The sequence below is a fragment of the Roseateles chitinivorans genome, from assembly GCF_050632235.1.
GTDB classification, from domain to species: domain Bacteria; phylum Pseudomonadota; class Gammaproteobacteria; order Burkholderiales; family Burkholderiaceae_C; genus Roseateles; species Roseateles chitinivorans_A.
In genome coordinates, this window is the sequence record NZ_CP192584.1 from 4,208,091 (window position 1) to 4,221,701 (window position 13,611).

13 protein-coding genes and 1 pseudogene are annotated in these 13,611 nt (G+C 70.3%); 6 read left to right on the plus strand and 8 right to left on the minus strand.

Annotated features, from left to right (window positions below):
- Positions 1-103: 103 nt before the first annotated feature.
- Positions 104-1,507 carry an RNA polymerase factor sigma-54 gene (rpoN, locus tag ACQ859_RS19065; protein WP_431262250.1) on the minus strand — a complete coding sequence of 468 codons (1,404 nt, stop codon included), beginning with the start codon at positions 1,505-1,507 and terminating at the stop codon, positions 104-106.
- 743 nt (positions 1,508-2,250) lie between these two features.
- On the opposite strand from rpoN, the gene ACQ859_RS19070 reads away from it, so the two are divergent.
- The 4 genes from ACQ859_RS19070 (at position 2,251) to ACQ859_RS19085 (ending at position 6,500) form a co-directional block, all read left to right on the plus strand.
- Positions 2,251-3,477: an AI-2E family transporter gene (locus ACQ859_RS19070; RefSeq protein WP_431262251.1), complete on the plus strand. Its 1,227-nt coding sequence runs from the start codon at positions 2,251-2,253 to the stop codon at positions 3,475-3,477.
- Positions 3,478-3,568: 91 nt separating this feature from the next.
- A complete protein-coding gene (locus ACQ859_RS19075) occupies positions 3,569-4,162 on the plus strand; it encodes a hypothetical protein (RefSeq protein WP_431262252.1) in 594 nt (197 codons plus the stop codon).
- The gene (locus ACQ859_RS19080; protein ID WP_431262253.1) at positions 4,120-5,994 is read left to right on the plus strand and encodes an ATP-binding protein; all 1,875 of its coding nucleotides are present in this window, start codon (positions 4,120-4,122) and stop codon (positions 5,992-5,994) included. Before ACQ859_RS19075 ends, ACQ859_RS19080 begins: the two co-directional genes overlap by 43 nt.
- 47 nt (positions 5,995-6,041) lie before the next feature.
- Positions 6,042-6,500, plus strand: a complete 459-nt coding sequence (locus tag ACQ859_RS19085) for a ferritin-like domain-containing protein (RefSeq protein WP_431257054.1) — start codon at positions 6,042-6,044, stop codon at positions 6,498-6,500.
- 119 nt (positions 6,501-6,619) lie between these two features.
- On the opposite strand, the gene ACQ859_RS19090 is transcribed toward ACQ859_RS19085, so the two are convergent.
- The 4 genes from ACQ859_RS19090 to ACQ859_RS19105 all read right to left on the minus strand — a co-directional run bounded on the left by ACQ859_RS19090 (position 6,620) and on the right by ACQ859_RS19105 (position 8,597).
- Positions 6,620-7,171 (minus strand): hypothetical protein, encoded by a 552-nt coding sequence (locus ACQ859_RS19090; RefSeq protein ID WP_431262254.1) that lies wholly within the window; start codon positions 7,169-7,171, stop codon positions 6,620-6,622.
- Complete coding sequence (locus ACQ859_RS19095) at positions 7,155-7,688, minus strand: hypothetical protein (protein ID WP_431262255.1); 534 nt, start codon at positions 7,686-7,688, stop codon at positions 7,155-7,157. The genes ACQ859_RS19090 and ACQ859_RS19095 overlap by 17 nt, the downstream gene beginning before the upstream one ends.
- A 13-nt stretch (positions 7,689-7,701) precedes the next feature.
- The gene (locus tag ACQ859_RS19100) at positions 7,702-8,067 is read right to left on the minus strand and encodes a DUF883 family protein (protein ID WP_431257051.1); all 366 of its coding nucleotides are present in this window, start codon (positions 8,065-8,067) and stop codon (positions 7,702-7,704) included.
- A 116-nt stretch (positions 8,068-8,183) separates the two neighbouring features.
- Positions 8,184-8,597, minus strand: coding sequence for a hypothetical protein (locus tag ACQ859_RS19105; RefSeq protein ID WP_431262256.1), 414 nt, complete (start codon positions 8,595-8,597; stop codon positions 8,184-8,186).
- A 380-nt stretch (positions 8,598-8,977) separates the two neighbouring features.
- Between ACQ859_RS19105 and ACQ859_RS19110 the strand changes: the two genes are divergently transcribed.
- The gene (locus ACQ859_RS19110; protein WP_431262257.1) at positions 8,978-9,511 is read left to right on the plus strand and encodes a response regulator; all 534 of its coding nucleotides are present in this window, start codon (positions 8,978-8,980) and stop codon (positions 9,509-9,511) included.
- Positions 9,512-9,644: 133 nt separating this feature from the next.
- Positions 9,645-10,121 (plus strand): annotated as a pseudogene (locus ACQ859_RS19115) (D-glycero-alpha-D-manno-heptose-1,7-bisphosphate 7-phosphatase); the annotation flags it as partial.
- A 13-nt stretch (positions 10,122-10,134) separates the two neighbouring features.
- Here the strand turns inward: ACQ859_RS19115 and ACQ859_RS19120 are convergent.
- From ACQ859_RS19120 to ACQ859_RS19130, 3 genes are all read right to left on the minus strand, one after another.
- On the minus strand, positions 10,135-11,292 hold the full coding sequence (locus ACQ859_RS19120; protein ID WP_431262258.1) for a DNA topoisomerase IB: 1,158 nt from the start codon (positions 11,290-11,292) through the stop codon (positions 10,135-10,137).
- Between the two features lie 127 nt (positions 11,293-11,419).
- Positions 11,420-12,883 carry a sigma-54-dependent transcriptional regulator gene (locus ACQ859_RS19125; protein ID WP_431262259.1) on the minus strand — a complete coding sequence of 488 codons (1,464 nt, stop codon included), beginning with the start codon at positions 12,881-12,883 and terminating at the stop codon, positions 11,420-11,422.
- Between the two features lie 280 nt (positions 12,884-13,163).
- A complete protein-coding gene (locus tag ACQ859_RS19130; RefSeq protein ID WP_431262260.1) occupies positions 13,164-13,511 on the minus strand; it encodes a hypothetical protein in 348 nt (115 codons plus the stop codon).
- Positions 13,512-13,611: the final 100 nt, after the last annotated feature.

Genomic DNA, 13,611 nt, shown 5'->3' on the forward strand with positions numbered 1-13,611 from the left:
GCGATGGCCGCGATCCCGTCGAACAGCGGAAGGACCGCCCCAATGAAAACGAGGCCTCTTGGGGCCTCGTCCTTGTCTCCATCGCGCCTCGGGAAAAGGGTCGTCAGCTGTGCTGCCGGCGGCGTTCGACCGCGTCGATGCGCAGCATCTGGCGGTACTTGGTCACCGTGCGGCGCGCCACCACCAGGCCCTGGCGGGCGAGCTGGCGGGTGATCTCGGCGTCGGAGAACGGGTTGTCCGCGCGCTCGGCCTCGATGATGTCCTTGATCAGTCCGCGGATCGCGGTGCCCGAGCACGCGCTGCCATTGCTGCTCACGATCGCGCGCGAGAAGAAGTACTTCAGCTCATACACGCCGCTCGGCGTCGCGAGGTACTTGTTGTTGGTCACGCGCGAGACCGTGGATTCGTGGATGCCGACCTCGTCGGCGATCTCCTTCAGGCCCAGCGGCTTCATCGCCATCGCGCCGAACTCGAGGAAGTGGCGCTGCCGCTTCACGATCGCGTTGGCCACGTCGAGGATGGTCGAGAACCGCTGCTCGATGTTGCGCATCGTCCAGCGCGCCTCCTGCAGATGGTTGGCCATTTCCGCATGACCCTGCTGGCGATGACGCTGGAACAGCTCGGCGTACACCTGGTTCATCCGCACCTTCGGGATCACCGCCGGATTCAGCTGCACGCGCCACTGGCCGCGCACCTTGGTCGTCAGCACGTCCGGCACGATGTAGGCGGCCTGCGTCGTCTCATAACGCCAGCCCGGACGCGGGTCGAGGCGGCGCAGCTTCAGGCAGACGGATTCGGCTTCCGCCACGCTCACGTCCAGCAGCTGCGCCAGCGACGGGATGTCGCGCGAGGCCAGCAGGTTCAAGTGCTGCGAGATGATGCGTTCGGCCAGATTGCGGCTGCGCGCGTCCTCCAGCTTGGGCAGCTGCAGCAGCAGGCATTCGGCCACGCTGCGCGCGCCCACGCCCAGCGGATCCAGCGCCTGCACGCGCTTGAGCGCGATCTGCATCTCGTCGATGCCCACCGGCGGCTGCATCTGGGCGACGACGGCCAGTTCCTCGAGCGAGCTGCGCAGGTAGCCGTCGTCATCCACCGACTCGGCCACGATCGTCGCCAGCACCAGGTCGCGCGGCGACAGCCGCAGCACGTTGAGCTGGCTGCGCAGATGCTCGCGCAGGCAGGTCTGCGCCGCGGTCATCTCGAGCGCGCTGAGTTCGCCGTCTTCTGCACGGCGCATCGAGCCGGAGCTTTCGGCGCGCCAGATCTCGCGGTCGTCCGGGAACGGTTCCGGCGCGTCGGACATCACCGGCGACGCGGCGACCGGCACGTCCGCGTCCAGCGGCGACGAGTCGTCCGAGGCCTCGGTGACTTCGAGGAAGGGATTGCGCCCCAGCATGTCCGTGACCATGGTGGAGAAGTCCAGCGAGGACATCTGCAGCAGACGCACGGCGTGCTGGAGGCGAGGCGACAGCGTCTGGGTCTGTCTGTGCTCGTGCCTGAGTTCCATTGCTCCCACTTGTGAGACTCCTGTCCGGTAGAGGGTGAGGCTGCCGACAACCGGTTCCGGAGAGTCCCCGCCGGCGAGGACGGGAACGGGTTGTAGGCAGTGCCGGCGAACCGGCCTGTTGGAGCCATCAGCGCAAGGACCATGCCACCTCGCCGCCGAAGTTTCATATGGCGGAGCGCGCGTCATTCGGCGTGCCTGCCCGAATGCCGCAAACGCAGTAGGCACGGGGCCTGCCGGGAATCGTGCGCATCGACATCCGGAGACCCTGGATGCCTCTCGATGCCACCGCGCCGGTTCGCCCAACGTCCGCGAAGCCCGCCACCACCCCAGATCCCCGCAAGGCTTTCGGCACCTTTTACCGACGGCCGGGGGTTGCGCATCCCGACGCTGCCCCCCAATCCCGCGCCGGCGGGGAAATGGCGCCAGGGCTTCAGTCCTTCCACCGCCGCTGGCCCTCACCCCTGCCCTCTCCCGCAAGCGGGAGAGGGAGTAAGCGGAGGAGCGCCGGACTCCCTCCTCAGCAAGCGGGAAAAGCGAGAGAGGAACTCCTTCTTCGACAAGCGAAAAAGGGGTGAGAGGAGCAGTGCCGGACTCCCTCTCCCGCTTGCGGGAGAGGGTGGGGGTGAGGGCCAGCAGTCGTGGTAGCGCTCCCTGCTGGCCCGGGCCTTGCTTCAACAGCCTGCCCGGTCCCCTCTCCCGTCATCCTTACCATCTTGCGCCCCTCCGCCCTGCCCCCGACCACGATGCGCCGCTGGGCGACGCGAGGCCTGCTGTTGATTGCGCTGGTCTTCCTGTTGAAGGAAGCCAGTGCGATCGTGCTGCCGGTGCTGGTGGCGCTGATCCTGACCTTCGTGCTGGCACCGGCGGTGCGGACGATGCGACACCACGGCATGCCGGAGTCGGTCAGCGCGGCGATGCTGGTGACGACGCTGGTGGGCTGCACGGTGCTGAGCGTGGCGCTGCTGGCCGAGCCGGTGGCGCAGTGGTGGCAGCGCGCGCCCGTCGCGGTGTCCCAGGCGCTGAACCAGGTGGACAAGTGGCGCGCCGCGATTCCGGGCTTCGGTCCGCCGGCCGAGCGTCGCAGCTCGAGTCGCGCGGCGCCGACGCCGCCGACGGACCCGGTGCGCGAGCGCATCGCCAGCGAAGGCGTGGCGCTGACCGCGCAGGCGCTGGGCATCGGCCTGAAGTTCCTCGTGTCCACGGCCGCGACCACGATCCTGCTGTACTTCCTGCTCGCCTCCGAGCATTGGGTGCTGTCGCGCTGCATCGAGCTGCTGCCGCATCGGCCCCGCCTGCGGGCCGTGGTGCTCGGCGGCCTGCGCGCGGCGCAGCGCGACATCTCGCGCTACGTCGCCTCGGTCAGCGCGATCAACATCGGCGTCGGCCTGGTCGTGTCCGGCACGATGTGGTTCGTGGACCTGCCCAACCCCGGCTTCTGGGGCGCGCTGGCCGCGATGTTCAACTTCATCCCCTACCTCGGGCCGCTGATCATGTGCGGGCTGCTGCTGGCGGCGTCGCTGGCCGCCTCGCTCGGCGACGCCGGGTTCACCGCACTGGCCGCGCCCGTCGCGTCCTACCTCTGCATCCACGCGATCGAGTCCAACTTCGTGACCCCGATGGTCGTCGGCAAGCGCCTGTCGATGAATCCGCTGTCGGTGCTGCTGTCGGTGATGTTCTGGGGTTGGCTCTGGGGCGTGGCCGGCGCGGTGCTCGCGGTACCGCTGCTGATCTGCCTGCGCAGCATCAGCCAGCGCAACCGGCAGATGCGCCCGGTCGCCGTCTACCTGCGCGGCAGCGACCGCCCCTGCACGCCGCTGAGCACCTTGCTGCGGCCGCCCCGACCGCCGCACGCGCCGCCGTTCACGCCACCGTTCGCCCCGCCTGCGGAAGCGCCCCTGGCTTCCTCCGCCCTTCCCGACGACGCGGCCCTGGTGGCCCGTCCGAACGCCCTTGAACAGCACCGCCCATAATCTGCCGCCTCGACGCGCCCGCCCGCGCTGGCTCGTTCTCGCCGCCGGCCTCCGGCCGCGGTGGTCCGTCCGTTCCTCCGCCTCATCGCCCATGCCCCTGCCGATCCGTTCCCGCCTGCTCGTGCTCGTCCTGTCCGTGATGCTGCCGGGCATCATCGCGGCGCTGTGGGTCAGCTGGCAGACCTGGAACGATGAGCAGGACGCGACCGTGCGCCACATGCGCGACAGCACGCGCGCGCTGTCCATGGTGGTCGACAAGGAACTGGCCCGCCGCGCCGGCATCGCGCGGGTGTTATCGCTGTCCCAGATCCTGGACGCGTCGCCGCAGATCCCGCCCGACGACCTGGCCATGCTGGAGCTGCAGTCGCGCCGCGCGATGCAGGGACTGTCGGGCTGGGTGGAACTCAACGCGCCGGACCGGACGCTGTTCAGCACCCGCCTGGCACCGGGCCGCCTGCCGGAGGCGTCGACGCTGGCGCCTGCGATGGGTGCGGCCTCCGCGGCGGTTCCCGTCTTCCCTGCTCCGGGAGCGACTGCTGCAACGACGTCGACGGCCGCCACAGCATCCACGGCGGCACTGCCCGGAACACCCGCCGCGGCGACGCCCCGCCGGGCCTGCCCACCACCGCCGCCTCGCGCCCGGTGCTCGTGCGCGAAGGCGTGCCGCTGGTCGAGCAGGCCGTGATGGGCGACCTCGCCCCCGACCCGGCCACCGGCCAACTGCGCGCGCAGATCATCCAGCCGATCGAGCGTGGCGGCCATGTCTGGCTGAACATGAGCATCACCGTGCTGCCGCAGGAGCTGCAGCAGATCATCGACGGGCAGCGCCTGCCGGCGGACTGGACGGCGTCGATCGTCGACGGGCACGGCAACGTCGTCGCCCGCCATCCGGGCGGCATCAGCTACGCCGGCCGTCCCAGCACCGACGACCTCAAGCGCCTGATGGCCACGCGCGACGAGGCGCAGTTCGAGTCCGTCAACCTCGACGGCAAACCGGTGATGGGTTACTTCAGCAAGTCGCCGCAGGGCTGGACCGTCATCACCGCGGTGCCGCGCGACGGCGGTCCGGGCGGCTTCGGCGCCCGCGCCGCGCTGCAGCCGATCGCGATCGGCGCGCTGCTGCTGGTGCTGGTCGGCATGTTCGGCGCGCTGTGGATCAGCCGCCGCATCTCCGGCCCCATCCACGCGCTCAACGAGATCGCCAACGAGCTGCGCGCCGGCGAGCCGGTGCGCGCGCGCAAGACCGGCATGGTCGAGTGCGACGAGGTCGCGCTTGCGCTGGAGGATGCGAGCGCCGCGATCCATCAGGGGCGCTATGAACTCGAGGAGCGCGTCAACGAGGCGATCGACCGCACGCGCGAGGCGGAGCAGCTCAGTTCGCGCTCGCAGCGCACGGCGGCGCTGGGCCGGCTCACCGGCGGCGTGGCGCACGACTTCAACAACCTGCTGGGCGTCATCAGCAACAGCGCCCACCTGATCCAGCGCAGCCCGCACGCCGAATCGCTGGCGATGCCGCTCGGCGCGATCATGCGCTCCGTCGACGTCGGCAGCCGCCTGACCCAGCATCTGCTGCGCGTCGCGGGCCGCCAGCCGGTGCATCCGCAGGTGGTGGACCTGCGCTCGACGCTCGGCGAGATGAAGGAGCTGCTCGTCACCGTGCTGGGCAAGCGCATGCAGCTCGCGATGACGATGGCGCCGGACCTGCCGAGCGTGCGCGTCGACCCGTCGGAGCTGGAACTCGCGCTGATCAACATCTCGCTCAACGCGCGCGACGCGACCAACGGCATGGGCGAGATCACCGTCGAGGCCGGCCGCGCCTCGCCGGGGGACGTGCAGGACCTGGCGCCGGGCGAGTACGTCGCGATCAGCGTCACCGACCGCGGCCCGGGCATTCCCGACGACCTGCTGGCGCGCGTCTTCGAGCCCTTCTTCACCACCAAGCCTGTCGGCAAGGGCACCGGCCTGGGACTGAGCCAGGTGCTGGGCTTCTGCGTCCAGGCAGGCGGGACGGCGCGCATCGCGAGCCAGCTCGGCGCGGGCACGACGGTGACGCTGCTGCTGCCGGCGCAGTCGAGCGCGCGTCCCGTGCCCGACGGCGCCCGCCTCGACGGCACCGAGCGCACGCGCGACGATGGTCTCACCAACAGCCTGGCCGGCGTGCGCGTGCTGCTGGTCGAGGACAACGAGGAACTCAACCGCGTCACCGCCGGCCTGCTGCGCAGCTTCTCCTGCCAGGTGCTCAGCGCCAAGGACGCGGACGAGGCGCTGCAGCTGTTCGGCAGCGGCGCCGCGGTGGACATCGTGCTGTCGGACGTGGTGATGCCAGGCTCGATGGACGGCCAGGCGCTGGCCCGCGAGCTGCGCACGCGCCGGCCGGGCCTGCCCGTCGTGCTGATCAGCGGCTTCAGCGAGGCGCTCACCGCGGAGTCGTCCTTCATCGTGCTGCGCAAGCCGGCGTCGCCGTCGCAGATCCTGGAAGCGCTGCGGCGCGCGATGGGGCTGCCGACGGGTACGTGACTTGCTGTTTCATGGCATCACCACTCCCCCGATCGGAAAGGACTGCCATGGACAACAAGGACGTCATCGACGAGTTGAACACGCTCATCGAAACCTGCAAGGACGGCGAGTACGGCTTCCTGAGCTCCGCCGAACACGTCAAGAGCGCAGGGCTGCGCGAAGTCTTCGCGCAGCGTGCGGCGGATTGCCGCCAGGCCTGCTCGGAACTGCAGCAGCTGGTGCGCCAGCACGGCGGCACGCCCGAGGACGACGGCAGCGCCGCCGGGTCGCTGCACCGCGGCTGGGTTGCGGTCAAGGGCACCCTGACCGGCTACAGCGACAAGGCCATGCTCGAGGAATGCGAGCGCGGCGAGGATGCGGCCGTCGCGCGCTATCGCAAGGCGGCGCAGAAGGACCTGCCGGCGGGCGTGCTGGAGGTCGTCCAGCGCCAGTTGGCCGGCACCCTGCGTAACCACGACCAGATCAAGTTGCTGCGCGATCAGGCGCGCAACGCCGAGAAGGTCTGAGCGGACGATCACGGCGCGTCTCCGGATGCGCCGTCTCAACGACAAGGCGCGCCCGAGGGCGCGCCTTTTCCTGGTCCGCCGACGGCGCGGGCGCACCGTCGGCGTCGTTCGTCGGTCGCCTACCGGGCGTCCTCGCGCGTCTCTTCCCGTTGCTTCTTGCGGCCCTGCATGAACCCGGCGATCACCCCCAGCACCAGCTGCGTGATCTCGGGTCCGACGCGGCCGCGGATCTGCGTCGGCATCAGGCTCCACAGCAGCGTCAGCAGCTGCATCGAGCCCATGTCGGCACGATCGGTGCCGGTCTCCGCGTGATCGCCGCGATGCGCGCCATGCGCCGCACGGGCGTCACGCGAGGCATGGAACGCCCGCGCATGCGATTCATCGTGGCGATGCCGCTCATGCCGCCGGCGCCTGCCGCGCACCAGGCGCCAGAACAGCCAGCTCGCGCCGGTGCCCAGCGCCGGCAGCAGCCAGCGGCTGGGCACCATCACCGCCTTGCCGCGTTGCTGCAGCGAATCCCAATGCAGCTGGAACTCCAGGTCGCGGCGCACGACGCGCAGCTCCGCCATCTCGATGCGCAGCGTCAACGCCTCGATCGACTCGGCCGCGCCCCCGGGGTCAGGGACATCGGGGATGCGACGGGGGTCGGGACGGTCAGGGGTGGCGGCCATCGGGACTCGGTTCCTCGGGATCCATCGGATCGTTGAACAGCCAGTGGAACTGGCGGCGGGAGGCCGGCAGCGCCAGCATCGGCGTGAGGGCCTTCATCGCGGCGGCGACCCACGCCAGCAGCAGCAGGTTGATCACCAGCACGCCGGCGAAGGCCCAGGGCCAGGTCAGGCCGAGATGCACGGCGATCGCCACCAGCAAGGCCCACAGCGCGAGCCAGGCGGTGGCGCCGGCGATCGCCGCCACCACGCCCAGGATGACGAGGCTGACCAGGCCGTGCTTGGCGCGCTGCAACTCCAGCGCCAGCAGCAGCAGGCGCCCGGACAGCATGCCGCGCGCCGCGCGGGCCATGCCCTGCACGTCGCCGAGCCAGGTGGCGCCGGCCGGCGGCCCGTCGCCCGAAGGCGCCGGGCCCGCCGCCGATCCGGGTGCGGGTCCGGAGGAAGGCGGCTGCCGAGGGGGCGGTGGCGGCGGGAACGGAGGCGGGAAGGACGGCGAAGCGTGCGGCACGTCGCTCATGGGCGCGCCGCGGTCAGCGCGTCAGGCGCGCGATCAGCAGGCCGACCGCCAGCGCGGTGCCCACGGCCATCAGCGGATGTTCGCGGACGTTCGAACGCAGGCTGTCGCACCACTCGTTGCCGGTCATCCGCAGCCGTTCCGCGCGGTCGTGGATCAGCTCGTTCGTGTCCTCCAGGCTTTTCTGCAATTGCTGCGCCTTGGGCGCGGCCGCGGTGGCCAGGCGGTCGATGGTGGCGTGGGCCTTGTCGGCGGCACGGTTCACCAGGTCGGCGGCCGCGGTGCTCGACGGCGCCGTGCCGTTGACCAGCTTGGCGGCATCGTCGGCCGTCGTGAACGGCACGGTCTTGTCGCTCTTCTCGTTGTTGGGCGTGGTGCTCATGGGAAGGTTCCTTTCGTGTGCACGGTGGCAGCAGGGACAGGGGTCGGTGGTGAGCGGAACGGCAAGCGGCGTGCCGCCATCGCGAGAGACGTGCGGGCGGCGCGCCGGCCGCCGGTTCAGCGCGGCAGGTCCGGCTTCGGATGCGTGTCGAGGCCGCGATGCGGCGACTCCGCGACCTGCGGGCGGCCGCCTTCGGGTTCCAGCATCTCCTCGATGATGAAGTGCCCGTAGTACTGCGCCCGCTCGGCGCGGTTGCGGCGCGCGATCTCGGCGATCTCCCGCGCCTGCTCGTCGTTCTTCGCCTTGACGACCAGGAAGTGGTAGCCGCGCTCGGCCAGTTCGCCATGGCTGCGCAGCAGGTTGATCTCCTGCCCGATCGCGGCCAGCGGACTGGCGCGCTTGAGGTCGCGCTCGACGAGCTCGACCATCTCGCGATCCCCGATCGCATGCAGGTCCGCGTCGGCGATGCCGTGCGCGCTCAGCGCGGCGCGCGCCTGGCCGGCCTCGGCCGCGCCCGGGAAGCTGATCACCAGATGGTCCACCGGTTTGTGAACGCCGAAGCTGGTGGGGCGGTCGTCACGATCCTCGCGATCGCCGCCTGGGGGCTGCCGGAGGCGCCCGGACGGATGCTTGTGGCCATGGGATGCTCCTGGAAGTGAGGGGGAGTCCTCCTCCGCAAGGCAAGCCTCATACCCATTGCGTACACCGTCTTTCCCGCACGCGAAGCGCCGGAAAAAGAAGGCCCGCCAACATGTCACCGAGATTGACGGACCGGTCATCGACCGGTTACACCGGACGAGCCGAATCACCCGGTGCCGTCGAGCGACATCCCCAGGGTTGGGGAGAGGTCCGGGCACGGCGATTGCCGTATCTCGCGACCAACTGGATTCGAACAGGGAAGGAGCGAACGATGAACGACGGTCTCACGTCGGTGCTGTACGTCGAAGACAGCCCGCTCAACGTCATCGTGATGGAGGCGATGTTCGAGCAGCGCCGCGACCTGCGCCTGCATGTCGCCGAAGCCGGCATGCCCGCCTGGCGCCTGAGCGCGCAGCTGCAGCCCTCGCTGCTGCTCGTCGATCTGCACCTGCCCGACTGCCACGGCTCCGACCTGCTGAAGCTGCTGCGCATGCGGCGCGGCTGGGCACAGGTGCCGGCGATCGCCGTGACGGCGGATTCCGATTTCGACGCCCTGAGCTGCGGCTTCATGGAAATGTGGGCCAAGCCGCTGGACGTGCGCCGCACGCTGGCGCGGCTGGCCGAACTGCTGCCGCCCCCGCGTGGCGCGCGTCCGGCGGACCCGGCCGCCGCGCCGGTCGAAGGACTGCAGACCGGCGCCGTGATCGATCCGGCCGCCGATGGCGCACGACGGGAGCCGGGCCTGATGGCCCGGCACAAACAGTCGCTGGCGCCGCGCCAGACCGACTACGGTTGGGTGCGCTGAGCGCGTCGCGGAGGCTGCCCCTGTGACTGCCTGGCTCGACGCTCCCCTCACCACCCTCTCCCTCCACGACCTCGATTTCTCGCGCGAACGGCCCGACCGGCCCTCGCCGGGATCGTTGCGCCCGGCGGTCTTCGTGGACAAGGACGGCACGCTGGTCGCGCCCGACGACGCGGCCATCCACGATCCCTCGCGCCTGCGGCTGATGCCCGGCGCGGGCGAGGCGCTCGCGCGCCTGAGCGCCGCGGGCCTGGCTCTGGTCCTGGTCACCAACGAAAGCGGCATCGCGCGCGGCGCCTTCACCCGGGTGCAGTTCGCGCGGCTGCAGGGCGCGCTGCTCCAGCGCCTGAAGGACGAGTTCGGCGTGGTGCTCGACGACGTGGCGGTCTGCCCGCACGCCCCCGATGCACAAGGCCGTCCGGCCTGCCTGTGCCGCAAGCCGGCGCCCGGCATGCTCACGCGCGCGGCGCGGGCGCATGGCCTGGACCTGCGACGCTCGTGGATGGTGGGCGACCTGCTCGACGACGTCGAGGCGGGTCACCGCGCCGGTGCGACCGGGCTGCTGCTCGACACCGGCGGAGAAACCGTGTGGCGGCGCTCGCCGCTGCGCGAGCCGGCCGGGGTCTTCAGCGACTGGCCGTCGCTCGCCGATCACCTGCTGCGCGAGGCGGCCTCGGCATCGACGTCGACCCCGATGGACGACGCGCTCGACGACCCGCCGCGGCGGGCCGCGACGACCGCTTCGCCGGCAACGGTGCAGGCGCAGGCGTAGCGATCTCCACGCGCGGCTGCGTCCGCAGCAGACCCATCAGCCGCCGCTCCGCGACGCTCAGGCCGGCAACGGCGGGCGGCGCGCTCATCCAGCGTTGCGTGGGCAAGGACGCCAGCCGGTCGGACTGGCCCCAGGCCAGCACCTCCGGATGGATGTACGACTTGCGGCAGACCGCGACGGTATTGCCCAGCCGGGCGGCCACGTCCTTGATCGTCTGCTTCAGCGCATCGACCGGCGCGGTGCCGGCGCGCGCGTGGTCCGACAGCAGGTCGAGCGCGAGCACGCTGGCATGCCAGGTGCGGAAGACCTTGGCGCTGCAGGTCGGCCCGCCGGCGGTGGCCAGCCAGTCGTTGACGTCGGAAGCATCGATGCGATGCGGCTCGCCGGCCTCGTCCTCGTAGCCGAACAGTTCCTGGCCGGGCAGATCGCGGCAGCGGCGCACCAGCGCGGCCACGCGGTCGTCGCGCACGGCCAGTTGATGGCGCACGCCACTCTTGCCCGGGAAGCTCAGCAGCAACGCGTCGCCCTTGACCTTCACGTGCCGGCTCAACAAGGTGCTGAGGCCGTAGGAGCCGTTGCTGCGCGCGTACTCGCGGTGGCCGATGCGCATCCAGGTGCGGTCGAGCAACCGGACCAGGGCCGCGATCACACGTCCGCGGTCGACGCCGCTGTCGCGCAACCGGACCTGCACCTGACGCCGCAGTCGGGGGAGGCGCTGGCCGAAGTCCAGCAGCAGGCCGAACTTGTTCTCGCCGCGCAGCGCCATCCAGTCCGCGTGATAGCGGTACTGCTTGCGGCCGCGCGCATCGCGGGCCGTGGCCTGGATGTGGCCGTCGTCCCGGGCGCAGATCCAGACGTCCTCGTAGGCCGGGGGAATCGCCAGCGCGCGGATGCGCTGCAGCGTCGAGGCATCCCGCACGGGACGCCCCTGACCGTCGACATAACGGAAGCCCTTGGCCGCGCGCTTGCGGCGCAGCCCCGGTTCGCAATCGGACACCCAACGCAACGACATACGAGTCCTCCTGCCTTTCACAAGGCAGGCCGCATGCCAAGGCCGCTAGCCCTCATCCCGACCTTCTCCCGCAAGCGGGAGAGGGAGTCGGACCTCTGGGTGACTGCGTTTACCGCACTTGACGCATTTATTGTTCGGCCTTGTCGGCGGCCGCCGCATCCTCGGCCGCGTATTCCTTCAGGCGGTTGTAGAGCGTCTTCAAGCTGATGCCGAGTACGGCCGCCGTCTGTTCCTTGTGGTGCTTGTAGTGCTGCAGCGTGGCGAGGATGAAGGCCTTCTCCACCTGCGCCATCGAGCTGCCGAGCGGCATCGTGATCGAGGGGCCGGACGATTCCGCCGACGTCACGAACGCCGCCGCCGGAGCGGCTGCCGGGACGCCCACGCCGAGGCTGGTCACCGCGGCGGCGGAGGCGGCCGTGGACTGCGGATCCGCGCCCTCGCCCTTCGGCAGCCATTGCTCGTCGACGACGTCGGCCACCGCCATCACGTACGCGCGCTGGACCGCGTTGCGCAGTTCACGCACGTTGCCCGGCCAGTGGTAGGTCTGGAGCTGCGCCAGCGCCTTCGCGGTGAAGCGCTTGTTCTTGCCTTCCTTGGCCGCGATCTGGCGCAGGAAATGGTCGGCCAGCAGCGGCACGTCGTCGAGCCGGTCGCGCAGCGGCGGCATCTCGATCGGGAACACGTTGAGGCGGTACAGCAGGTCCTCGCGCAGCTTGCCCGCCTGCACCGCCTGCAGCAGCGGGCGGTTGGATGCCGCGATCACCCGCACGTCGGCGTCGAGCGTGGTCGTCGAGCCCACGCGCATGAAACGGCCGGTCTCGAGCACCCGCAGCAGCTTGACCTGCAGCTCCATCGGCATCTCGGTCAGTTCGTCGAGGAACAGCGTCCCGCCGCTGGCGCGCTCGAAGAAGCCTTCGTGCTGCTTGTCCGCGCCGGTGAAGGCGCCCTTCTCGTGACCGAAGATCTCGCTCTCGATCAGGTTGGGCGAGATGGCGCCGCAGTTGACCGCCAGGAACGGCTTCTTGCGGCGCCGGCTCAGGTCATGCACGGTCTGCGCCACCAGCTCCTTGCCGGTGCCGCTCTCGCCGTTGATGAACACCGACACGCTGGTGCCCGCCACGCGCGAGATCTGTTCGTAGATCCGCTGCATCGGCTGCGTGCGGCCCCACAGCAGCCCGAAATGGCCGGTGTTGGCCAGGTTGGCATTCAGCTCGGACACCTCGGCCTGCAGCGCGGCGGGCTTCATCACCCGCGACAGCACGCCCTGGAGCTGCTTGATGTTGATCGGCTTGACCAGATAGTCGGCCGCGCCCAGGCGCAGCGCCTGGATCGAGGTGTCCAGGCTGGCGTGGCCGGTGATCAGCACCACCTCGGAATTGGCCACCAGCTGCGGATCCTGGAACAGCTCCATGCCGTTGCCGTCCGGGAGCTGGAGGTCGAGCAGCACCACGTCGGGCTGCTGCAGAGCGATGTGCCGCCGGGCATCGCGCAGGGTGTGGGCCACCGACACGGTGAATTTCTCGCTCGCGATCAGTTCCTGCAGGGTGGCGACGGAATCGATATCGTCATCCACGATCAACGCATGGGTCACCGGGTCTTCCTTCGTTCTTGGGGGATGTTCACTTTTGCAGAGCCGGTCATTCGTGAAGTAGGTCAACCGAACTCGTCTAACTCATTCTTGCAGCAAGCGGCCCGCTTGCCAGCCCCTTGGGGATTTGATTTGAAAAATATTCCGGTGAGAGCCGGTCGATCAGCGTCCAGTCGCAAACGACATGCGAACAGCACGCTCCACAAAACGACACCGGCAGCAGTCCGAGGACCACGCCGGTGCCGGCAGGCGGTCGACGGGACCGCCATGAGGGACGTCGGCCTCAGGCATCCCGACGGCGGCGCTGGACCCATCCCACCAAGGCCAGGGCGACGACCAGGGTGAGGAAGTTGCGGATCTCGAACGACGCGCCGGAAGGCTCGATGTCGGTGTCGATGACGGAGGACGGACCCGGCGACGTGGCGGGCGTCGACGTCGGCGTCTGGCCCTGGGAGGCGGGCCGGACGCCGGCGGGCGTCTGGTGGGCCGGGCCGTTCGCCGGGGCCGCGGCCTCCGGTCGGACCAGCGTCGCGAGCCTGGCACCCTCCAGGAAACTGCCGGAGCTGTCCGCGTGGGCCACGGTCGCGGCCAACATCAGCGGCATCGCCCAGGCGAGCTTGTGCAGGTGCATGAGAAACCTCCTGTGATGGAAACGGGAGCGAGGCCGGACATCCGTCCGGCCTGCGCGTTTGCCGAGCGTCCACGCGCGGCTCGCAGGAGAGGCAAGCACC

Coding starts and splice junctions, on each gene's coding strand:
- rpoN (WP_431262250.1), bottom strand. CDS start 1,507: ATGGAACTCAGGCACGAGCACAGACAGACCCAGACGCTGTCGCCTCGC.
- ACQ859_RS19070 (WP_431262251.1), top strand. CDS start 2,251: ATGCGCCGCTGGGCGACGCGAGGCCTGCTGTTGATTGCGCTGGTCTTC.
- ACQ859_RS19075 (WP_431262252.1), top strand. CDS start 3,569: ATGCCCCTGCCGATCCGTTCCCGCCTGCTCGTGCTCGTCCTGTCCGTG.
- ACQ859_RS19085 (WP_431257054.1), top strand. CDS start 6,042: ATGGACAACAAGGACGTCATCGACGAGTTGAACACGCTCATCGAAACC.
- ACQ859_RS19090 (WP_431262254.1), bottom strand. CDS start 7,171: ATGGCCGCCACCCCTGACCGTCCCGACCCCCGTCGCATCCCCGATGTC.
- ACQ859_RS19095 (WP_431262255.1), bottom strand. CDS start 7,688: ATGAGCGACGTGCCGCACGCTTCGCCGTCCTTCCCGCCTCCGTTCCCG.
- ACQ859_RS19100 (WP_431257051.1), bottom strand. CDS start 8,067: ATGAGCACCACGCCCAACAACGAGAAGAGCGACAAGACCGTGCCGTTC.
- ACQ859_RS19110 (WP_431262257.1), top strand. CDS start 8,978: ATGAACGACGGTCTCACGTCGGTGCTGTACGTCGAAGACAGCCCGCTC.
- ACQ859_RS19120 (WP_431262258.1), bottom strand. CDS start 11,292: ATGTCGTTGCGTTGGGTGTCCGATTGCGAACCGGGGCTGCGCCGCAAG.
- ACQ859_RS19130 (WP_431262260.1), bottom strand. CDS start 13,511: ATGCACCTGCACAAGCTCGCCTGGGCGATGCCGCTGATGTTGGCCGCG.